Source organism: Phenylobacterium sp. NIBR 498073, from assembly GCF_027286305.1.
Taxonomy (GTDB): domain Bacteria; phylum Pseudomonadota; class Alphaproteobacteria; order Caulobacterales; family Caulobacteraceae; genus Phenylobacterium.
Map to the genome: position 1 here is coordinate 1,739,796 of NZ_CP114599.1, position 19,873 is coordinate 1,759,668.

The following is a 19,873-nucleotide window of genomic DNA, read 5'->3' on the forward strand; positions in this document are numbered from 1 at the left end:
GCGTGCAGACGTACGATCTGATCATCGTCGGCGGCGGCATCGGCGGTTCGGCCCTGGCCGCGGTGATGGCGCAGGCCGGGCGCTCGGTGCTGCTGCTGGAACAGACCGAGGTCTACGAGGACAAGGTCCGCGGCGAATGGATCGCGCCCTGGGGCGTGGCCGAGGTGCATCGGCTGGGGCTCTACGACCTGCTGGTCGGGGCTGGCGGCCATCACATCACCCGCCACGTCACCTTCGATGAGTCGCTCGATCCCGGAACGGCGGAAGCCTCGGCCCTGCCGCTGAGCATCTTCCGTGAGGGCGTTCCCGGGCCGCTCTGCCTGCGCCATCCGCTGCACTGCCAGACCCTTTTCGATGCGGCGCGGGCGGCCGGCGCGGTCGCCCTGCGCGGGGTGATCGTCAATTCCGTCGAGGCTGGCCCGCGCCCGCGCGTGGTCTACGAGCATGACGGCCAGACGTACGAAGCCACGGCGCGGCTGCTGGCCGGCGCCGACGGGCGCGCCTCGCAGGTGCGCGAGGCCGCCGGGATCACGCTGCATCAGGACAGGGCGCATCACTGGTTCGGCGGGTTGCTGGTCAAGGACGTGGTCGGCTGGGACCCACAGCTGCAGGCGATCGGCACCGAGGGGGACTTCGGTTTCCTGGCCTTTCCGCAGGGCGGCGGCATGGTGCGGGTCTATGGCGGCTACGCGCTCGACCAGGCGCAGCGGTTCAAGGGCGCGGACGGGGCGCGCCGGTTCCTCGACGCCTTCGACCTCGGCTGCAGCCCGGCCAACCGCTGCCTGACCGCGGGGGCGCCGGCCGGGCCGCTGTTCAGCTACGTCAACGCCGACAGCTGGACCGACCAGCCCTATGGCCCAGGCGTGGTGTTGGTCGGCGACGCGGCCGGCTGGAACGACCCGATCATCGGCCTGGGGCTGTCGATCACCTATCGCGACGTGCGCATCGTCTCCGAGCTGCTGAAGTCGGCCGACGACTGGGAGCGCCTGGACCTCGAACCGTATCGCGAGGAGCGCGCCGAGCGCATGCGCCGGCTGCGCTTCGCCGCAAAGCTGCAGGCCGCGCTCGACATGGAGTTCGGCGAAGCTGCGCGCCAGCGCCGTCGCCGCCACTTCGAGCGCGCCGCCGACGACCCGACCCTGCGGCTGCATAGCCTGGCGGTGATGGCCGGGCCCGAGGTCGCGCCGCCCGAGACGTTCACCGAGGCGCACCGCGCCCGCGTGTTGGAGGACTGAGTGGACATCGCCGATTACAACGCCCGCTGGCTGGGGGCCTGGACCGCCAAGGACGTCGAGGCCCTGTGCGGCTTCTACGCTGAGAACGTCGTCTACAAGGATCCGCAGACGGCGGCCGGGATCACCGGCCAGGACGCCCTGCGCGCCTATCTGACCGGCCTGTTCGCCGCCACGCCGGCCATGACCTACACCCCCGACGAGACCTGGCCAATCCCCGGCGGGTTCTGCGGCCGCTGGTATTGCGACATCGCCGGCGGCGGGCGGATGCGCGGCTTCGACCTGGTGATCCTCGACGGCGACAAGATCGCCCTGAACGAGGTCTATGTGCACCAACTGCCGGCATGAGCCGCCGCCCCGACATCCGCGCCCCGGGCGAGATCGACGCCGCCTGGCTGTCGGCGGTCCTGGCCGCTGGCGGGATCGACGCCTCGGTCCGCAGCTTCGAGGCCAGGCCCGTCGGCACCGGACAGATCGGCGACAGCGTCCGCTTCCGCCTGACCTACGACCGCGGCGGCGACGACGCGCCCGCCGCCCTGGTCGGCAAGTTCCCGGCCGCCGGGGCCGAGAGCCGCGCGACCGGGATCATGCTGGGCAACTATCTGCGCGAGGTGCGCTTCTACCAGCAGCTGGCGCCCACCGCCCTGGTGCAGACCCCGCGCTGCTACTTCACCGACGTCGACGAGGCGACCAGCGACTTCGTGCTGATGATGGAGGACCTGGCTCCGGCGGTGCAGGGCGACCAACTGGCCGGCGTCAGCCTGGAGCAGGCGCGGCTGGTGGTCGAGCAGGCCGCGCGGCTGCACGCCTCGCACTGGGGCGACGACGGGCTGGACGAACTGCCCTGGGTCTCCGGCTCCAAGGCCGCGCCGGCCAGCGCCGTCAGCGAGGAGATGGTCGCCGCGCTCTGGGCCGGGTTCAAGATACGCTACGGCGCGCGCCTGCAGCCGCAATGGACCGAAGTCGGCGACTGGCTGGCCCCGCGCTTTGGCGAGTTCGCGCGGACCGAAGAGGGGCCGCGCTGCCTGACCCACAACGATTTCCGCCCGGACAACATGATGTTTGGCACAGCGGCCGGCGGCTATCCGGTGGCGGTGCTGGACTGGCAGTCCTTCGCCTATGGCTGCGGCCCGACCGACCTGGCCTATTTCCTGGCCGGCGCGCTGCCGCCCGACGTCCGCCGCGCGCAGGAGCCGGCCCTGCTGCAGCTCTATCTCGACACCCTGACGACCCATGGCGTCCGGGGCTTCGGCATGGAGGAGCTGAGGCCGCTCTACGGCCGCGGCGCCTACCTGCTGTTCGCCACCGCTTTCTTCGCATCGATGGTCGTCACCCAGACCGACCGCGGGGATGAGATGTTCCTGCAAATGATCGGGGCCGCGGCCGAGCACCTGTGCGATCATGGGGTGGTCGGATAGGCGAGGGGCAGCCGCGGATGCGGCGGCCGCGCGTCATTGTCGAGACTTGGTTCGGGTGGACGTGGGGGCGGGCCCTCGACGTCCGCGGGCCGAGTCTCAGCGACGGGGCGGGACCACGTCGCTGAAGATCGAGAAACTTTTCCAGGCCGGTTCGAGCGGCGGGGCGTCTGCCCGCGGGACGTAGGGCGAGGGCGCCTTCAGCTCCAGTTCCGGGATATAGCGCGGGCAGTTGGGGAAGATGTCGCGTGGGCTGACCTCGACCAGCAGCTGGGCGCCCGGCCACTGCGCCATCCGCGGATCGTCGCGCAGCACCCGGGCCGCGCCGTTCACCCGAAGCCGCGCCTGCTTGGGGCCGACGCCCAGGAACAGCAGGCCGACGTGCGGATTGACCTCGACGTTGCCGAGGCTGCGGAACATGCCGTTGCCGTCGTAGTCGGGAAACACCAGCCGGTCGGGCGCCAGGATGCGAACGAAGCCGGGATCGCCGCCCTTGTAGGAACAGTCGGGGCGACCTTCGGCGTCGGCGGTGGCAAGGAAAAAGAACGGCAAGGCTTCGATGAAGGCCTTGTCGGCGTCGGTGAAGCGGTCGTGGCGCAGCCGTTCGTACAGCCTGTCGGCAAGGGGCGCGCTGGCGAACTCGTCCTGCAGACGGCGTTGTCCGGAATGGTACATGCGGGCCTCCCGTTTTCGCATGAGGCTAGCATGAAAACGCCGCCGGCCCTGCGGACCGACGGCGTTCCAGATCGGGTTCGGCGCGTCGCTCAGGCGGCGGCGAGCGCGACCTTGCGGCCACGACGGCGCAGGGCGGCGCCGGCCAGGCCGAAGCCGGTGATCATCATCGCCCAGGTCGCCGGTTCCGGCACCGCCGAGGGCACGTCGAGCAGGACGCGACCGCCGGTGACGGCGCGCGGCCCGCCGGTGTTCTGGTACTCGTACGAGGTGTTCAGAATGGCGGCTCCGCCAGCGGTCAGCGGGAAGAAGTCCAGGCGCAGCTGCTGGGCGTAGCCGCTGGTCGAGATCCGGAAGCCCTGGGTCGGCAGCGAGACCCAGTCGGCCAGAGCGGCGTTGTTGTAGGTGAAGGTCGAGAACACGCCCGGGCCGAACGTGCCAGAGGACGCGGTGATGTTGACGCCCAGCAGCGAGGTCAGGGTGTCGTCGGTGGTGAAGCTGCCGGTCAGCGAGCCGCCGCCCTGCAGGGTCACATTGTCGAGCACGAACACCTTGGCGGCCCAAGCCGGCGCGGCGGCAGTCATGGCGGCGATGGCTGCGGCGATGGCGATCAGGCGCTTCATGTCGGTTCCAATACGGGAAAGCTGAACTGTATTGCACACGTCTAAGCAACATCGGCGCCAGTGATGCAAGTTAAAGGAGCGGCGTTCGCTCGGCTGGCGAGGGGAGCCGGCGCGGGCGGCTTCACGTGCGCGTAAACCCCATTGGCTTACGTGACGTCGCGCACCTAAATGACTCGCCGACGCGCGACGGACGCGCATTTATCGGGAGCGGAACAATGGGCGAAGCCTATATCGTCGCGGCGACGCGGACGGCCGGCGGCCGCAAGGGCGGCAAGCTGAAGGATTGGCATCCGGTCGACCTGGGCGCCGTGGTGCTCAACGACATCATCGATCGCACGGGCGCCGATCCGGCCCTGGTCGAGGACGTGGTCATGGGCTGCGTCGGCCAGGTCGGCGAGCAGGCGATCAACGTCGCGCGCAACGCCGTGCTGGCGTCCAAGCTTCCGGAAAGCGTGCCGGCCACCAGCGTCGACCGCCAGTGCGGCTCCTCGCAGCAGGCGCTGCAGTTCGCCGCCCAGGCGGTGATGAGCGGCACTATGGACGTGGTGATCGCCGCGGGCGTGGAAAGCATGACCCGCGTGCCGATGGGCCTGTCGGCGGCGCTGCCGGCCCAGAACGGCTTCGGCAACTATATGAGCCCGCGGATGAAGGAGCGTTATCCGAACATCCAGTTTAGCCAGTTCATGGGCGCCGAAATGGTCGCCAAGAAGTACGGCCTGACCAAGGACGAGATCGACCAGTACAGCTACGAGTCCCACCAGCGCGCGATCGCCGCCACCCAGGCCGGCAACTTCAAGAACGAGATCGTCGCGATCGAGGTGGTCGACGCCGAGGGCAACAAGACCCTGCACACCGTCGATGAAGGCATCCGCTTCGACGCCAGCCTCGACGGCATCAAGGGCGTGAAGCTGCTGGCCGAAGGCGGCGCCCTGACCGCGGCCTCGTCGAGCCAGATCTGCGACGGCGCCTCGGCGGTGATGGTCGTCTCGGAAAAGGGCCTGAAGGAACTGGGCGTGAAGCCGCTGGCCCGCATCCATCACCTGTCGCTGCTCGGCCACGATCCGGTGATCATGCTGGAAGCGCCGCTGCCAGCCTCGGAACGCGCCCTGAAGCGCGCCGGCATGAGCGTCGACGACATCGACCTGTTCGAAGTCAACGAGGCGTTCGGCTCGGTGCCGGTGGCCTACATGAAGCATCTCGGCGTCGCCCGCGATAAGATCAACGTCAACGGCGGCGCGATCGCGCTGGGCCACCCGCTCGGCGCCTCGGGAACCAAGCTGATGGCGACCCTGCTGAACGCCCTCGAACAGCGCGGCGGCCGCTACGGCCTACAGACGATGTGCGAAGGCGGTGGTATGGCGAACGTCACGATCGTCGAGCGACTCTAAGGCCCGTTCCGGCTCCGGACACGGGGCCGGGTCGCAGCCTAGAGGAGCTACCCCATGACCGGACGCGTCTATGCAATCACGGGCGCGTTCGGCGTGCTGGGCTCGGCCGTGGCGCGCGCCGCCGCGGCCAAGGGCGCTCGCGTCGCCCTGATCGACTATGCGAAGATCCCGCCCGAGGGCCTGGGGGACGACTGCGGTCCCGACGGCATGATCCTGGGCGGGGTCGACCTGACCGACGCCGTGGCGGCCGGCGTGGCGATCGACGCCGTCGCCCACCACTTCGGACGGCTGGACGCCCTGATCAACGTCGCCGGCGGCTTCCGCTGGGAGACGCTGGAAGCTGGGTCCTGGGAGACCTGGCACCAGCTGTTCCGGATGAACGTGCTGACCGCGACCAACGCGAGCCGCTCGGCTATCCCGCACCTGAAGCGCAGCAGCAGCGGCCGGATCGTCAATGTCGGCGCCAACGGGGCGGTGAAGGCCTCGATGGGCATGGGCGCCTACGCCGCCTCCAAGGCCGGGGTGCACAAACTGACCGAGGCCCTGGCCGAGGAGCTGAAAGCCGACGGGGTGACCGTCAACGCGGTGCTGCCCTCGATCATCGACACCCCGACCAACCGGGCCGACATGCCGAGCGCCGACTTCAGCACTTGGGTCGCGCCGGCCGACCTGGCCGCGGCGATCCTGTTCCTGGCGTCGGAGGAGGCGCGGGCGGTGACCGGCGCGCTGCTGCCGGTGACCGGGCGGGTCTAGACCAAGGCTCTATCTGGCGGCGCCGGCGGGGGCGACCCGCCAGACCGCCTTGCCGACGTCGTCGGCGACCAGCAGGGCCCCGGTCTTGTCGACGGCGACGCCGACGGGGCGGCCCTGCGCCTGGTCCTTGGCGTCGAGGAAGCCGGTCAGGAATGCCTCCGGCGGGCCGCTCGGTTTGCCGCCCGCGAACGGCACGAAGACCACCCGATAGCCGCTAACCGGCTTGCGGTTCCAGGAGCCGTGCTGACCGATGAACGCCCCGCCCTTGTAGCGGGCCGGGAAGGCGTCGGCGGTGTAGAAGGCTAGGCCCAGCGAGGCGGTGTGCGAGCCCAGCGCATAGTCGGGGACGATGGCCTTGGCGACCAGATCGGGGCGCTGGGGCTTTACCCGCGCATCGACGTGCTGGCCGAAGTAGCTGTAGGGCCAGCCGTAGAAGCCGCCGTCCTGCAGGCTGGTCATGTAGTCCGGGACCAGATCGTCGCCGAGCATGTCGCGCTCGTTGACCGCGGTCCACGGGACGCCGGTGGTCGGTTCGAAGTCCAGGCCGTTGGGATTGCGGAGGCCCGAGGCGAACACCCGCGCAGGTCCAGCGGGCAGGGGGTAGACGATGACGGCGGCGCGATTGGTTTCGTTCTCCATGCCGTTCTCGCCGATGTTCGAGTTCGAACCGACGGTGGCGTAGAGCTTCGTGCCGTCCGGGCTGGCGACGACGTTCTTGGTCCAGTGATGGTTGATCGGCCCGCCCGGCAGGTCGAAGACCTTCTCGCCGACCCCGATGATCTGGGTTTGACCGTCCGCATAGGGGAAGGCGACGACGGCGTCGTCGTTGGCGACGTAGAGCTTGCCGCCGGTCAGGGTCATGCCGAACGGCCGCTTCAGCCCCTCGGCGAAAGTGGTGCGCACCTCGGCCATCCCATCGCCGTCGCCGTCGCGCAGAAGGGTGATGCGGTTGGGGCTGGCCATGGTGGCGCCGGCCTTGTCCTGAAGGCGGTTGGCGATCATGGCGGTGATCCCCTTGGCCTTCGACGGCTCTGACGACGCCTCCGAGACCAGCACGTCGCCATTGGGCAGCACCAGCAGCCAGCGCGGGTGGGCGAGGTCGCCCGCGTAGCGGGTCACGGTGAAGCCGGCAGGGGCGACCGGCGCGGCGCCGGCCGGCCAGCCGACCGCCTGGCGGGCGTTCAGGGTCGGGATCAGGCTGGACTTGGGCGGCGGCAGCTGCGGGGAGGCGCCGAAGCCGGCGAACGGGTCCGTCGAGCCCTGGCCGCAGGCGGCGAGGGCCAGGGCGACCAGCGGCGCGGCCACGCGGGTCGGGACGGACGTGAAAGGGATCATGACGCAGGCCTTTGAATGAACGAGGATATTTGACCATCTGTCGGCGACTCGCGCCAGGGGCGGGGCGACAGGCGTTGACAACGTTATCAGGCGTGGCCAACCATGCGGCGAACAAGGACGCGGCCACGAAGGCGGCGAGGGGAGGACGACATGATCGGCAAGGCGGGCCTGCTGGGCGCGGCCATGGCGCTGGGACTGGCCGGCGCGGCCCAGGCGCAGGGCGGCGAGGTGGTGAAGGTCGAGAGCGGCCAGCTGCAGGGCGTGGTGCAGGACGGAGTGCTCGCGTTCAAGGGCGTGCCGTTCGCGGCCCCGCCCGTGGGCGACCTGCGCTGGCGTCCGCCGCAGCCGGCGGCGAAGTGGAGCGGGATCCGTTCGGCCGCCGCCTATGGCCACGACTGCGCCCAGAAGCCGTTCCCGAGCGACGCTGCGCCCCTGGGAACCGAACCGGCCGAGGATTGCCTGGTGCTGAACGTCTGGCGTCCGGCCGGGGCGCCGGCGAACGCCAAGCTGCCGGTGATGGTCTGGATCTATGGCGGCGGCTTCGTAAACGGCGGCTCCTCGCCGGAGGTCTATTCGGGCCACCAGTTCGCCAAGCAGGGTGTGGTGGTCGTCAGCTTCAACTACCGCGTCGGCCGTTTCGGGTTCTTCGCCCATCCGGCTCTGACCAAGGAAAACCCGGGCGGTCCGCTCGGCAACTACGGCTTCATGGACCAGATCGCCGCCCTGAAGTGGGTGCAGCGGAACATCGCGGCCTTTGGCGGCGACGCGGGCAACGTGACCATCTTCGGGGAGTCGGCGGGCGGCTTCTCGATCCACACCCTGATGACCACGCCGGCGGCGAAGGGACTGTTCCACAAGGCCATCGTCGAGTCCGGCGGCGGCCGCGGCAACATCAATCCCGGACGCCGGGTCAGCGGCCAGGCGCCCGGCGGCCCCCCCTCGGGCGAGCAGGTCGGCCTGGCGTTTGCGAAGAGCGTCGGGGTCGAGGGCGAGGACGCCGCGGCCCTGGCGGCGCTGCGCCAGCTGCCGGCCGACAAGGTCGTGGCGGGGCTGAACATGATGACCATGTTCACCCCGACCTATGCCGGTCCGATGGTCGACGGGCAGATCGTGGTCGACGAGCCGGGCAAGATCTATGCGGCCGGCGGCGGGGCGAACGTGCCGCTGATCGTCGGGGCCAACAGCATGGACATCGGCTTCTCGATGGCCAAGTCGATGGACGAGGTGTTCGCGCCGTTCGGGGCCGAGCGCCGTACGGCGGCTGAGGCCGCGTTCGATCCCGACAAGAGCGGCGACGTGCGCAAGGTCGGAACCCTGGTCGCCAGCGACACCATGATGGTGGAGCCCGCGCGGTTCGTGGCCAAGGCCTGGGCCAAGGCCGGACGCCCGGTCTATGCCTACCGCTTCAGCTATGTGGCCGACTCCATGCGCAAGGAGTGGCCCGGCGCGCCGCACGCCACCGAGATCCCCTATGTGTTCGACACCGTGAAGGCCAAGTACGGCGAGGCGCTGAGCGGCTCGGACGCGGCGATGGCGCAGCTGACCAGCGCCTACTGGGTGGCCTTCGCCAAGAGCGGCGATCCGAACGGAGCTGGGCGGCCGAACTGGCCGCGCTATGAGGCCAAGGGCGACCAGATCCTCGATTTCGCCAATGACGGGGCCAAGGCGGGACCCGATCCCTGGAAGGCGCGGCTGGATCTGGTCGAGCAGGCCGCGGACGCGGGGAAGCCGTAGGGCGTTCCCCGGCGAGAATCCGCGCTATATCTGCGGGGATGAAGGACGCCGCAGCGTGACGACGATCAAGGACGTGGCTGCGCGCGCGGGACTGTCGGTGATGACCGTCTCGCGCGTGCTCAATGGCGAGCGTCACGTCAGCGCCCAGGCGCGCGAGAAAGTGCAGGCGGCGATCGAGGCGCTGGGCTACCGGCGCAACGTCTTCGCACGCGGCCTGCCCGGCGCGCGCTCGTTCCTGATCTGCATGCTGATCCCGGAGTCCATCCCGGACTACGTCGCCGAGTTCCAGCAGGGGGCGGTCGAGAAGTGCCGGTCGGCCGGCTACCACCTGGTGGTCCAGCCGTTCGACAGCCGAACGGGCATGGCGGCGCAGGCGGTGGCGGCTGCGGTCGCCTCGCTGCGGCCCGACGGTTTCCTGCTGTTGCCGCCGGTCAGCGACGATCTTGCGGCGCTCGACATGCTCGACAGGGCCGGCGTGCCCTATGGCCGCCTGGCGCCCAGCGTGGCGCCGGAGCGCGGCGCATGCGTGGCGATCGACGAGGTCGAGGCCGCGCGGGCGATGACCGCCGCCCTGCTGGACCTGGGCCATCGCCGCATCGGCTTCATCGGCGGCCCGCCCAATCATGGCGCCTCGGCCTGGAGACTGGAGGGCTATCGCCGGGCGATGGCCGAGCGGGGCCTGACGCCCGAGCCGGGCCTGGTCCAGGACGGCGATTTCATGTTCGAAGGCGGGGAGGCGGCGGGGGCTCGGTTGCTGGACCTGACGCCGCCGCCCAGCGCGATCTTCGCGGGCAACGACGACATGGCGCTGGGCGTGATGGCCGTGGCCCAGCGTCGGGGCGTGTCGCTGCCGCGGGACCTGTCGGTCGTGGGCTTCGACGGCGGTGAGAGCGCCGACCTGGTCTGGCCGCAGCTGACCACGGTGCGCCAGCCGGTGCGGGAGATGGCGGCGACGGCCGCGGAGGCGGTGATCGCCATGGTCGAAGCCGGCGAGCGGGGCGCCAGTTCGCAGAGGCTGGACTTCACCCTGCTGATGCGCGCCTCCAGCGCTCCGCCGACTGAGGCGAGCGCCTAGGAAGAGGGAGCGCGGCCGCCCGGCGCGGCCGTGGAGCCGCGGACGCGGATTTCGAAAGGCAGCTGCCGCGCCGGATCTGCCAGCTCCTCGCCGTCGGCCAGGGTGATCAGCATGTCGGCGGCGGCCTCGCACATGACGTCGACCGGCTGGCGGACCGTGGTCAGCGGGGGTGAGGAGAGGCGCGCGATCCGGGTGTCGTCGAAGCCGGCGATGGAAATGTCGCCTGGGGCCGAGAGGCCGAGCTCACGGGCCGCGGCCAGCACGCCCAGGGCCGTCTTGTCGTTGGCGGCGAACACGGCGGTCGGGCGCCCGGAGCCGGCGAGCAGGGCGTGCCCGGCCGACACGCCGCTCTCGAACGTGAAATAGCCCTGCACCTTGCGTGCGGCCGCAACCGGGAGTCCGGCGCCGGCCATCGCCCGCTCGAACCCCTCCAGGCGCAGGTGCGCGGCGCCGTGGTCGGGATGGCCCAGCACGAAGCCGATCTCGCGGTGGCCCAGGCCGATCAGGTGCTGGGTCAGGGCGAAGGCGGCCGCCTCGTCGTCGATGAACACGCAGGGGCCTTGGTCGCGATCGGCGGTGGGGGCGATCCGCACGTGGGCGACGCCCAGCCGTTCGAGCACCGCCAGCGCCGCCGGGTCGTCCGAGATCGGCGGGGTGGCGATCACCCCGTCAAGGCGCAAGCTGGAGATGATCTGTTCGATCTGCCGGGCGACGTCGCCGCGCGAGTCGATCGGCTCGACCGCCAGATGGTAGCCGGCCTCGCGGCAGCGGAGCAGGGCGCCGATCTCAGCCTCGGTGACGTAGCTGTAGTTGGGATTGTCGTAGAGGAAGCCGATCAGCCGCGAACGGCCGCCGATCAGGCCGCGGGCGGCGATGTTGGGCTGGTAGTCGAGCGCCGCGGCCGCCGCCAGCACGCGCTCGCGCACCTCCTGGCGGACATGGGGCTCGCCGTTGAGCACCCGCGAGACGGTCTTGAAGGACACCTCGGCCCTGGAGGCGACGTCTTTGATCGTCGGTTGCCGGGACAAGCCAATCTCCACCCGCGCGGAGAGGAAGCTCTCGCGTGCTTTGCGCGCGGCGGCAAGTGCCGGCCGCATGAACCCTTGCCAGCGGCTGCAATGCCCGGTTGTCAGGCGCTTCGTCCGATGGTTGTCGGTAACGTTGTCAGATTCGATTTGACAACGTTATCTGAACGCGCACACCTTCACCTTGCCCGCGTCGCATCGCCGTCACGGGACATCAGGATGGCCGGACTTCGATACCGGCCACGGAGGGGGAAACGATGAAGACCAGGACGCTTCTGGCCGTGAGCGCGGCTGTCCAGGCGCTGCTGATCGCGGGCGCTGCGCATGCACAATCGAATGTCGAGATCGAAGAGGTGGTGGTCACCGCCGAGCGCCGCGAGGAGACCGCGCAGCGGACGCCGCTGGCGATCACCGCGCTGTCGGCCGATCAGCTGACCAAGCAGGGCGTGCGGACGGTCACCGACCTGACCAACATCGTTCCCGGCGTCCAGATCGGGTCGACCGGCGGCTCGGTCGAGATCGCGGTGCGCGGCATCGGCAGCACCAACAACACCGAGGTCGGCGATCCGGCCGTGGCGTTCAACATCGACGGCGTCTACATGGCGCGGCCGCGGTCGGCGGCGGGGCTGTTCTTCGACCTCGACCGGACTGAGGTGCTGCGCGGGCCGCAAGGCACGCTGTACGGCCGCAACGCCACCGCCGGCAGCATCAACGTCATCACCAAGAAGCCGACCGCCGAGTACGAGGCCGAGGGCCAGCTCGAGCTCGGCAACTTCTCGCTCGTGCGGGCCAGCGGGGCGGTGAACCTGCCGTTCTCGGAACAGGTCGCCGTGCGCGCGGCGTTCCAGTCCTCGAAGCGCGACGGCTACACCTCGAACGCGCCGAGCGGCGAATACAACGACGAAGACGCCACCGCCGTGCGCCTGCACGTGCTGCTGCGGCCGACCGAGGACATCTCGCTGCTGATCAGCGGCGACTACTTCCGCAACGACTATGCCGGCACCGCCAACGCGCCGCTCGGCCAGTACGCCGGGCCCGGCGATCCCTACACCTATCCGATCTCGGTTCCCGGCAGCAGCAACCAGCAGAACTACGGCGTCACGCTGCAGGCGGACTGGAACCTGCCCTTCGCGACCCTGACCTATCTGGGCGCGGTCCGGAACGACATCGTCCACACCCTGGCCGGCTCGGGCCGCAACTATCCGTACGGGACGCCGCGTCCGGCCAACCGTTGCGAGCCGAGCCTCAACCTCGGCTGCAACACGATCTACTTCGACTCCAAGGAACGCCAGGAAACCCACGAGCTGCGGCTGGGCAGCTCCGAAGGCGCCTTCAAATGGGTCGCCGGCCTCTACTACTTCGAGGAGCGGAACAACGTCTTCGCCAACGTCTTCCCGGCGGTGGCGTTCATCCAGCCGAACACCTACGCCGACTCCAAGGCCGCGTTCTTCCAGGGCACCTACAGCTTCACCGATCGGCTGCGGGGCACCGCCGGCCTGCGCTATACTCGCGACCACAAGGGACGCACCGGCGGGACCTATGTCGCGCTCGACAACAGCGGCGGGTGCATGCTGCCCGGCGGGATGGAGCGGCCGTTCCTCGGCGCTGCGCCGCGCGGGTGCCTGCTCTACGGCAACGTCGCCGACTTCAGCTGGGAATCCACCGACTACAAGCTGGGCGTCGAGTTCGACCTGACCCCGACCTCGCTGATCTTCGCCTCGACCTCGACCGGCTACAAGGCCGGCGGCTACGGCGACGGGCTGCCGCCGCTGAACAACAAGTACGAGCCCGAGCAGCTGACCGCCTACGAGGTCGGCGCCAAGAACCGGTTCCTCGACAACCGCGCCCAGCTCAACGTCTCGGCCTTCTATTACGACTACCAGGACTTCCAGGTGACCGGGACCGGCGTCGTCGCCGGCCAGCCTTCGGCGGTGACCGTCAACGCCCCGAAGGCGACGCTCTACGGGGCCGAGCTGGAAGGCACCTTCCTGATCACCCGGAATGACAGGATCGACGCCTCGCTCGCCTATCTGCACGCCGAGTACGAGGACTTCACCCTCGTTAACGGCGACGCCTTCTCGCCGGGCTTTGCCGACTATTCGGGCCTGACGCTCGCCAAGTCGCCGGAGTGGACGTTCAACCTCGGCTATCAGCACAGCTGGGACTTCGCCAACGACGGGCGGCTGACCGTCCGGGTGCAGACGCACTACGAGAGCAGCAAGAACCTCGACTACCACAACTTCGCGGTCACCGATCAGGACGCCTACACCAAGACGGACCTGATGGTGACCTACGATGCGCCCGGCGGCGCCTGGAGCTTGATGGCCTACGGCCGCAACCTCGAGGACGAAGCGGTCCTGGTCCAGGCCGCACCCGACGCCCAGAACGCCAATCGCCTCGGCGGCTCGGGCGCCTACGCCCCGCCGCGTCTCTACGGCGTGCAGCTGACGGCCAGGTTCTAGGCCCCGCCACCTCAAGGAAACAGACGGCCGGGGCCATGAAGCTTCGGCCGCACATCAGGGAAAACGAAAATGACCAAGCTCATGTGGCTGGCCGGGGCCGCCGCCCTGGCGATGGCCGGAACCGCGCAGGCCCAATCGGACGTCCAGGTCGAGGAGGTGGTGGTCACCGCCCAGAAGCGGGAAGGGACCGTTCAGGCCACGCCGCTGGCGGTCAGCGCCATCAGCGGCGACGTGCTGCAGCAGCAGAACGTCGTCGATGCCGGCGACCTGACCGGCAAGGTGCCGAACCTCAACATCGGCCAGGCCGGCAACGAGGTGATCATCAGCATCCGTGGGGTCAGCTCGGCCGGCGTGGTGCCGCAGCGCGACCCCTCGGTGGCCTTCCACCTGGACGGCGTCTACCTGCCGCGGCCGTCGGGGGCGAACTCGGTGTTCTATGACCTCGAGCGGGTGGAGGTGCTGCGCGGGCCGCAGGGCACGCTGTGGGGCCGCAACGCCACCGCCGGCAGCCTGAACATCATCACCCGCAAGCCGGTGATGAACACCGGGCAGGCGGCGGGGGAGATCCTGGTCGGCGACTACGGCCGCTTCACCGCCCAGGGCATGTACAACTTCCCGATCGTCGACGACACGCTAGCCGCCCGGGCCGCCTTCATCGTCAATCGCCGTGACGGCTACCAGGAGAATGTCACACCGGGGATGCCGGACCTGGCCGACGCCCAGGAGGAGGCCGGCCGCGTCCACCTGCTGTTCACGCCCGGCGAGCGGCTGCGGCTGCTGCTGTCGGCCGACTATTATCACGCGGGCGGGGCCGGGACCGGCAGCGTCCTGATCGGCAACGGCCCGGTCAGCTACATCGCCTCGGGCCGCAGCGCGCCCTATCGGGCCGAGACCAACACCCCGGGCCACATCAACAACAAGATCTGGGGCGTGGCGGCCGAGGCGACCTATTCGCTGGACATGCTCGACATCGTCTCGGTGACCGCCTACCGCGCCGACGACCAGAACGTCACCAGCGATAGCGACGGCACTGCGACCGGCACGCAGACGACGTTCTATTACAATAAAAACAAGACGTTCTCGCAGGAACTTCGCTTGGCCTCGTCGGGCGAGGGGGCGCTGAAGTACATCCTCGGCGCCTTCTACATCAAGGAAACCAACGACGATAACCTGTTCCAGTACACCAACCTGGCGCGCACCGCGGGCGTGATCCTGCAGCGGCCGGAGCGGTTCGCCGAATCCTGGGCGGTGTTCGGCCAGGCCGACTACGACATCACCGACAGCCTGACGATCTTCGCCGGGGTTCGCTATTCGGAGGATCGCAAGGGCAATCCGGTCGGGCTGACGCGGCCGATCGGAACCAACCTCAACACCTTCCGGCCCGACGCCGGGTCGTGGGCCAAGACCACCTGGCGGGTGGGCGCCGACTGGGAGATCACCCCCGACAACATGGTCTATGGCAGCGTCTCGACCGGCTACAAGGCGGGCGGCTTCTCCAGCAACCGCAACTTCGGTCCCGAGACCCTGACCGCCTACGAGGTCGGTTCGAAGAATTACTTCTTCGACCGCCGCCTGCTCGCGAACCTCTCGGCCTTCTACTACGACTACAAGGACCTGCAGGTGGTCTCGGTCGCGCCGGACGAGAACGGGGTGGTGCGGGCCCTGACCACCAACGCCGGGGTCTCGACGGTCTGGGGTATCGAGTTGGAAGGCCGCGCTCGGATCACCGAGGCGCTCAGCATCGACGGCTCGCTCGGCTATCTCGACGCCAAGTTCGACCGCTATGTCGGCGCCATCGACCCTCTGTACGGGACGGTGCAGGACCTGTCGGGCAACACCCTGCCGCGGGCGCCGCGCTGGAATGGCAACATCGGCGTGGCCTATGCGATCCCGCTGGCCTCGGGCCAGCTGACCGCCCGGATCAGCACCCGCTACCAGTCCGAAGTGTTCTTCACCGAGTTCAACGACCGCCGCATCACGGTGGCCGGCGCGGTGATCAATCCTTACGGCCTGGCCAGCCAGGACGGCTACACGGCCACCGACGTCAGCCTGCGCTACGACGACGACCGCGGCTGGTACGCCGAGGCCTTCGCCGACAATCTTGAAGACGAGGCCGTCCTGCTGTCGGTCAGCACCGACTCCGCGCGCAACTTCTTCGGCAGCTACGGCGCGCCGCGGACAGTCGGCGTCAAGGCCGGCTTCAAGTTCAACTGATCCTCCTGTTTTGAGAGAACCACGATGAAGCACAAGCGCGGGCCCCTGCGCGCCGGGCTGGTCGCCGCCGGGATTTCGATCCTGGCCGGCGCCGCCCTGGCGGGCTCCGAGCCGGTCAAGTTTCCGACCCTGCCCAAGGGCTACCTGCCGCCAGGGAGCCTGGACGCCGCCCGGGTGGTGCCGCCGGCCCCGAGCGACGGCGACCCGCGCGACCAGGTGGATCGGCAGGTGTTCCAGTCCACCCGCGCCTTGAAGGACAGCGAGCGCTGGAAACTGGCGACCCGCGACGTCGACATGATGCCGAGCGGGATGATGAGCGCCTTCTCGTGCGCGGTCGGGGTGAAGATGACCCCGCAAAACGCACCGAAGCTCAACGCTGTGATGCTGCGGGTGCTGGGGGACTCGATGGTCGCCAACGAGAGCGCCAAGCACCACTTCAAGCGGCTGCGGCCGTTCCAGGTGGCGCAGGGCGAGATCTGCCAGCCGACGGCCCAGGTCGCCGGCAGCTTCGACTATCCCTCCGGACATACGGTGTGGGGTTGGTCCTGGGCGTTGGTGCTGGCCGAACTGGCGCCGGACCGCGCCACCGAGATCCTCAGCCGCGGCCGCGCCTACGGCCAGAGCCGGGCGGTCTGCGGCGCGCACAACGCCAGCGCCGTCGAGGCCGGCGGCATGGTGGCCGCGGCGACCAACGCTACGCTGCACGGCTCGGCCGAGTTCCGCGCCGATATGGACGCCGCGCGGGCCGAGCTCGCCAGCCTGCGCCAAAGCGGCGAGAAGCCGCCGGCCTGCGAGGCGGAAGCCGCGCTGATCGCCCAATCGGCCTACTGACGGGGCGCCATGCGGAGAGATGCGAGTTACGCCCTGGTGGGCGATGTCGGCGGCACCAATGCGCGGTTCGCCGTCGCCGACCTGCAGGGCGCGCGCCCGTCGATCGTCCTGACCGGCGCGGTGCTGTGCAAGGACCACGAGAGCCTGGCCGCGGCGGCCGACGCGTTCCTGGCCTCGGCGGGCCTGGCGGCGCTGCCGGCGACGGCCACCATCGCGGTGGCCGGGCCGGTGGCGGACGGGGCCGCGCGGCTGACCAATGCGCCGTGGGACGCCTCGGAGGCCGAGCTCATGGAGTTGGGCTTCACGCGAGCGCGGCTGGTCAACGACTTCGAAGCGCTGGCGACCGGCGTCGCCGATCTGGCCCCCGAGGACAGCGTAGCCATCGGGCCGCAGGTGGAGGGCCTGACCCGCGCGCCGGTGGTGATCGCGGGGGCGGGCACCGGCTTTGGCCTGGCGGCCCTGGTCTGGCGCGCCGAGGGGCCGGCCCAGGTTTTAGCGAGCGAAGGCGGGCACGCCGCCTTCGCCCCGACCGATGAACTGGAGATCGAGGTCCTGCGGGCGCTTACCCGCCGTCACGGCCGGGTGTCGATCGAGCGGCTGCTGTCAGGTCCTGGGCTGCAGGCGCTGCACGCCGTCCTGGCGCAGATCGAGGGCGTCCCCCCGCCTCAGGCGCTGTCGTCCGAGGAGATTGTGGCGCGCGCCTGCAGGGGCGTCGATCGCCAGTGCGTCGCGGCGGTCGAGCTGTTCTGCGCGGTGTTCGGCTCGGTTTGCGGCGACGCGGCCCTGACCCTAGGCGCGCGGGGAGGGGTGTACCTGGCCGGCGGCCTGATGCAGGGCGTCGAGCGGTTCCTGACCGGCGGCGCCTTCCGCGCCCGGTTCGAGGCCAAGGGACGGTTGTCGGGGTTCGTCGAATCGGTCCCGACGCGGTTGGTGGTGCAGCCGCACGTCGCCCTGCTGGGCGCGGCGAGGACCGCACGACGGCTGTCGCCGCAAGCGTTTCAAATGAGCGATTGACAACGTTATCATCTGCGTGTGTCTTGGCCTCGCGCCAACCCGCGCGGCACTGGCGGGTCCCGGATGCCCCGGGGCCCGCCGCACTTTGCGCGGTTGGGAGAAGAACAATGACGGGGAAGAGCGCGATGAGGGGCTGGACCAGCCTGATGCTGGGCCTGGCGGTCGCCGGGCCGGCATTGGCCGAGGCGCAACCGCAACTGGGCGCGCGCACCGCGCCGCGGTTGTCGGTCGACGGCCTGGCCTTCAAGGACCTGAACCGCAACGGCAAGCTGGACCCGTACGAGGACTGGCGGCTGAGCGCCCAGGCGCGGGCGGCGGACCTCACCGGGCGTATGACGCTCGAGGAAAAGGCTGGGACCATGATGCATGGCACCCTGCCGGCGCCGGGCAACGCCTTCGGCTCGGGCGAGCGCTATGACTTGGCGGGGGCGGGGAGCCTGATCGCCGATAAGCAGGTGTCGAGCTTCATCACCCGGCTGGCCGGATCGGGCGCGGTGATCGCAGAGGAGAACAACAAGGTCCAGGCCCTGGCCGAGCAGAGCCGCCTGGGGGTGCCGGTCACCATCAGCACCGATCCGCGCAACCACTTCCAGCACACCGCCGGGGCCGGCGTCGCCTCGGGCGGCTTTTCGCAATGGCCCGAGAGCCTGGGCTTTGCAGCGATCGGCGATGCAGCGCTGATGCGCCGGTTCGGCGAGGTGGCGCGGGCCGAGTATCGGGCCGTCGGCATCCATGTAGCGCTGTCGCCCCAGGCGGACCTCGCCACCGAGCCGCGCTGGTCGCGGATCACCGGCACCTTCGGCGAGGACGCCGACCTCGCCTCGCGCATGGTCCGGGCCTATGTCGCCGGCTTCCAGGCCGGCGAGGGCGGGCTGAACAAGGACAGCGTGGTCGCGGTGGTCAAGCACTGGGTCGGCTACGGCGCGGCCAAGGACGGCTGGGACAGCCACAGCCCCTACGGCCGCTATGCGACTTTCCCGGGCGGGAATTTCGCCTATCACGTCAAGCCGTTCGAGGGCGCCTTCGCAGCCAAGGCGGCGGGCGTCATGCCGACCTATTCGATCCTTGAGAACCTCAGCCTCGACGGCAAGCCGGTCGAGCAGGTGGGGGCCGGGTTCAACAAGTTCCTGCTCACCGACCTGCTGCGCGGGACCTACGGCTTCCAGGGGGTGATCGTCTCGGACTGGGCGATCACCAATGATTGCCCGGCCGCTTGCCAGGGCGGCTGGAAACCCGGCGAGCCGCCGGTGATCGGCATGCCCTGGGGCGTCGACGACCTCAGCGAGACCCAGCGCTTCGCCAAGGCGCTCGACGCCGGCGTCGACCAGTTCGGCGGCACCGAGAACAGCGAGCTGGTGGTGAACATCGTCAAGGCCGGCCAGGCCAGCGAGGCGCGGCTGGACCAGTCGGTGCAGCGCATCCTGGAGCAGAAGTTCGAGCAGGGGCTGTTTGAGAACCCTTATGTCGATCCCGCCGCCGCCGGCCAGCTGGTCGGATCGGCCGCGTTCCAGGCCGAGGGGCGCGCGGCGCAGAGCCGATCGTTGGTGTTCCTGGAACGTCGGGCGCAGAACCTGCCGCTGAAGGCCGGTTCGAAGGTCTATCTGAAGGGCGTCGACGCCGCCGCGGCGCAGGCCGCCGGGTTGGTGGTGGTCGACGCGCCGGAGAAGGCGGACGTGGCCATCGTGCGCACCGGAACGCCGCACCAGGTGCTGCATCCGAACTACCTGTTCGGGCTGATGCAGCACGAGGGCGACCTCGACTTCAAGGACGGCGACGCCGACTACGAGGCGATCAAGGCGATCAGCGCCAAGGTCCCGACCGTGGTCAGCGTCTTCCTCGACCGACCGGCGGTCCTGACCGGTCTGAAGGGCCGTGCGGCGGTGCTGATCGGCGATTTCGGGGTCAGCGACGGGGCGCTGCTTGACGTGCTGACCGGCAAGGCCAAGGCTGAAGGCCGGCTGCCGTTCGAGCTCCCGTCCTCCATGGCCGCGGTCAAGGCGCAGGCGAGCGACAAACCCTATGACAGCGCCGATCCGCTCTACCGGTTCGGCTATCGGCTGGAGCCCCGATGATGGTTGGCGGTGGAAGCAGTCAGGCGGC

The 19,873-nt window shown here is 69.8% G+C and carries 16 protein-coding genes; 12 read left to right on the top strand and 4 right to left on the bottom strand.

Features of this window, described 5'->3' with window-relative positions:
* Nucleotides 1–2 precede the first annotated feature (2 nt).
* From O4N75_RS08740 to O4N75_RS08750, 3 genes are read left to right on the top strand one after another with little or no spacing between them, the layout of a single operon-like run.
* The gene (locus tag O4N75_RS08740; RefSeq protein ID WP_269628968.1) at nucleotides 3–1,235 is read left to right on the top strand and encodes an FAD-dependent monooxygenase; all 1,233 of its coding nucleotides are present in this window, start codon (nucleotides 3–5) and stop codon (nucleotides 1,233–1,235) included.
* A complete protein-coding gene (locus tag O4N75_RS08745) occupies nucleotides 1,236–1,580 on the top strand; it encodes a nuclear transport factor 2 family protein (RefSeq protein WP_269628969.1) in 345 nt (114 codons plus the stop codon).
* Entirely contained in the window at nucleotides 1,577–2,650 is a 1,074-nt protein-coding gene (locus O4N75_RS08750) for a phosphotransferase (protein WP_269628970.1), read from the top strand. The genes O4N75_RS08745 and O4N75_RS08750 overlap by 4 nt, the downstream gene beginning before the upstream one ends.
* 96 nt (nucleotides 2,651–2,746) lie before the next feature.
* On the opposite strand, the gene O4N75_RS08755 is transcribed toward O4N75_RS08750, so the two are convergent.
* A complete protein-coding gene (locus O4N75_RS08755; protein ID WP_269628971.1) occupies nucleotides 2,747–3,322 on the bottom strand; it encodes a pyridoxamine 5'-phosphate oxidase family protein in 576 nt (191 codons plus the stop codon).
* A gap of 89 nt (nucleotides 3,323–3,411) precedes the next feature.
* Nucleotides 3,412–3,942 (bottom strand): PEPxxWA-CTERM sorting domain-containing protein, encoded by a 531-nt coding sequence (locus O4N75_RS08760; RefSeq protein ID WP_269628972.1) that lies wholly within the window; start codon nucleotides 3,940–3,942, stop codon nucleotides 3,412–3,414.
* A 215-nt stretch (nucleotides 3,943–4,157) separates the two neighbouring features.
* On the opposite strand from O4N75_RS08760, the gene O4N75_RS08765 reads away from it, so the two are divergent.
* Both O4N75_RS08765 and O4N75_RS08770 read left to right on the top strand, forming a co-directional pair.
* Nucleotides 4,158–5,330: an acetyl-CoA C-acetyltransferase gene (locus O4N75_RS08765; protein WP_267231382.1), complete on the top strand. Its 1,173-nt coding sequence runs from the start codon at nucleotides 4,158–4,160 to the stop codon at nucleotides 5,328–5,330.
* Nucleotides 5,331–5,384: 54 nt separating this feature from the next.
* Nucleotides 5,385–6,083 carry an SDR family NAD(P)-dependent oxidoreductase gene (locus tag O4N75_RS08770; RefSeq protein ID WP_269628973.1) on the top strand — a complete coding sequence of 233 codons (699 nt, stop codon included), beginning with the start codon at nucleotides 5,385–5,387 and terminating at the stop codon, nucleotides 6,081–6,083.
* A gap of 9 nt (nucleotides 6,084–6,092) precedes the next feature.
* Here O4N75_RS08770 and O4N75_RS08775 read toward each other — a convergent pair whose 3' ends face one another.
* Nucleotides 6,093–7,418, bottom strand: a complete 1,326-nt coding sequence (locus O4N75_RS08775) for a sorbosone dehydrogenase family protein (protein ID WP_269628974.1) — start codon at nucleotides 7,416–7,418, stop codon at nucleotides 6,093–6,095.
* 150 nt (nucleotides 7,419–7,568) lie between these two features.
* Between O4N75_RS08775 and O4N75_RS08780 the strand changes: the two genes are divergently transcribed.
* Nucleotides 7,569–9,152, top strand: coding sequence for a carboxylesterase family protein (locus tag O4N75_RS08780; RefSeq protein WP_269628975.1), 1,584 nt, complete (start codon nucleotides 7,569–7,571; stop codon nucleotides 9,150–9,152).
* A 55-nt stretch (nucleotides 9,153–9,207) separates the two neighbouring features.
* The gene (locus tag O4N75_RS08785; RefSeq protein WP_269628976.1) at nucleotides 9,208–10,227 is read left to right on the top strand and encodes a LacI family DNA-binding transcriptional regulator; all 1,020 of its coding nucleotides are present in this window, start codon (nucleotides 9,208–9,210) and stop codon (nucleotides 10,225–10,227) included.
* Here O4N75_RS08785 and O4N75_RS08790 read toward each other — a convergent pair.
* Nucleotides 10,224–11,255 (bottom strand): LacI family DNA-binding transcriptional regulator, encoded by a 1,032-nt coding sequence (locus O4N75_RS08790; protein WP_269628977.1) that lies wholly within the window; start codon nucleotides 11,253–11,255, stop codon nucleotides 10,224–10,226. The two genes, O4N75_RS08785 and O4N75_RS08790, sit on opposite strands and share 4 nt — an antisense overlap.
* Before the next feature lie 254 nt (nucleotides 11,256–11,509).
* On the opposite strand from O4N75_RS08790, the gene O4N75_RS08795 reads away from it, so the two are divergent.
* The 5 genes from O4N75_RS08795 to O4N75_RS08815 all read left to right on the top strand — a co-directional run bounded on the left by O4N75_RS08795 (nucleotide 11,510) and on the right by O4N75_RS08815 (nucleotide 19,845).
* Nucleotides 11,510–13,714: a TonB-dependent receptor gene (locus O4N75_RS08795; protein ID WP_269628978.1), complete on the top strand. Its 2,205-nt coding sequence runs from the start codon at nucleotides 11,510–11,512 to the stop codon at nucleotides 13,712–13,714.
* A 69-nt stretch (nucleotides 13,715–13,783) separates the two neighbouring features.
* Nucleotides 13,784–15,928 (top strand): TonB-dependent receptor, encoded by a 2,145-nt coding sequence (locus O4N75_RS08800; RefSeq protein WP_269628979.1) that lies wholly within the window; start codon nucleotides 13,784–13,786, stop codon nucleotides 15,926–15,928.
* 24 nt (nucleotides 15,929–15,952) lie between these two features.
* Nucleotides 15,953–16,759 (top strand): phosphatase PAP2 family protein, encoded by an 807-nt coding sequence (locus tag O4N75_RS08805; RefSeq protein ID WP_269628980.1) that lies wholly within the window; start codon nucleotides 15,953–15,955, stop codon nucleotides 16,757–16,759.
* A gap of 9 nt (nucleotides 16,760–16,768) precedes the next feature.
* Nucleotides 16,769–17,773 carry a glucokinase gene (gene glk / locus O4N75_RS08810; RefSeq protein ID WP_269628981.1) on the top strand — a complete coding sequence of 335 codons (1,005 nt, stop codon included), beginning with the start codon at nucleotides 16,769–16,771 and terminating at the stop codon, nucleotides 17,771–17,773.
* A gap of 107 nt (nucleotides 17,774–17,880) precedes the next feature.
* Nucleotides 17,881–19,845, top strand: coding sequence for a glycoside hydrolase family 3 N-terminal domain-containing protein (locus tag O4N75_RS08815; protein WP_269628982.1), 1,965 nt, complete (start codon nucleotides 17,881–17,883; stop codon nucleotides 19,843–19,845).
* The last annotated feature ends 28 nt before the right edge of the window (nucleotides 19,846–19,873 follow it).